2 protein-coding genes are annotated in these 1473 nt (G+C 65.0%); both read left to right on the forward strand.

The window, feature by feature from the left end; translation table 11 throughout:
- Window positions 1-687 (forward strand): acyl-CoA dehydrogenase family protein (locus EOA60_RS32630; RefSeq protein ID WP_281060801.1); only part of this gene is annotated, 687 nt, incomplete at its 5' end.
- Between the two features lie 5 nt (window positions 688-692).
- Window positions 693-1473, forward strand: a 781-nt coding sequence (locus EOA60_RS32635) for a zinc-binding dehydrogenase (protein WP_128312598.1), incomplete at its 3' end; no start/stop codon positions are given.

Raw genomic sequence — 1473 nt, forward strand, 5'->3', positions numbered from 1 at the left:
ATCTATATCGTCATGGTGAGGACCGGCTCGGACGAGGAGCCGCAGCATCGCCGGCATTCGATGATCCTGGTGCCGGCGGAGAGCGAGGGGATCACCAAGCTCCGGCCTATGCAGGTCTATGGCGACGACGACGCGCCGCATGGCCATATGCATCTGAGGTTCAAGGATGTGCGGGTGCCGGCGGCGAACCTGATCCTCGGCGAGGGCAGGGGCTTCGAGATCGCGCAGGGACGGCTTGGGCCAGGCCGCATCCATCATTGCATGCGTGCGATCGGCCAGGCCGAGATGGCGCTGGAGATGCTGTGCCAGCGTTCGGTGCGGCGCGAGGCGTTCGGCCAATCGCTGGCAAAGCTCGGCGCCAATTTCGACATCGTCGCCGAATGCCGCATGGAGATCGAGATGGCGAGGCTCCTGTGTCTGAAGGCAGCTTGGATGATCGACCAGGGCGATGCACGCGCTGCGGCCCCTTGGATCAGCCAGATCAAGGTGGTAGCGCCGCGCGTCGCGCTCAAGGTCACCGACGAGGCGGTGCAGATGTTCGGCGCGCAAGGCATCAGCCAGGACACGCCGCTCGCCCGCTCGTGGACGCATCTGAGAACTCTGCGGTTGGCCGACGGGCCGGACGCCGTGCACCGGCGGCAGGTGGCGCGCGCCGAGCTCAGGAAATACACCCAGGAGAAGATCTGACCGCCATGACGCTTCCATCGGAAATGCGAGGCTTGCTGCTTGTCGGCGACGGCTACAGCAAAACGCCTTCGGCCAGCGTGCCGGAGGCGATGGAGCCTTATTTGAAGCCCGGCAGCATCGCCGTGCCGGCGCCTGGTCCGACACAAGCGCTGATCAAGGTCAGTCTCGCCTCAATCAACCCGTCCGATATCGCCTTCATCACAGGGCAATACGGCCAGCCCCGTGTGCAGGGCCGGCCGGCCGGATTTGAGGGCGTCGGAATCGTGGCCTCGACTGGCGACGATCCATACGCAAAAAGCCTTGCGGGCAAGCGCGTCGCCTTCGCCACCGGCGTGTCGAACTGGGGCGCCTGGGCAGAATACGCGGTCGCCGAGGCGGCTTCCTGTATTCCACTGCTCGACACGGTGCGCGACGAGGACGCCGCGGCGATGATCGTCAATCCGCTGACCGCCTTAGCCATGTTCGACATCGTCAAGCAGGAGGGTGAGAAGGCTTTCATCATGACTGCCGGCGCCAGCCAGCTCTGCAAGCTGATCATCGGGCTGGCGAAAGAGGAGGGTTTTCGGCCGATCGTCACCGTGCGCCGCGACGAGCAGATCCCGCTGCTGAAAGAGTTGGGCGCCGCCCATGCGCTCAACGAGAAGGCGGCGGATTTCGAGGCCGCGCTGCGCGAGGTGATGAAGGCGGAGCAGCCCCGCATCTTCCTGGACGCAGTGACCGGACCGCTTGCCTCGGTCATCTTCAACGTCATGCCGAAGCGCTCGCGCTGGATCGTCTATGGGAGGC

Origin of the sequence: Mesorhizobium sp. M1A.F.Ca.IN.020.06.1.1 (assembly GCF_004023265.1) — a bacterium.
Lineage (GTDB): Bacteria > Pseudomonadota > Alphaproteobacteria > Rhizobiales > Rhizobiaceae > Mesorhizobium.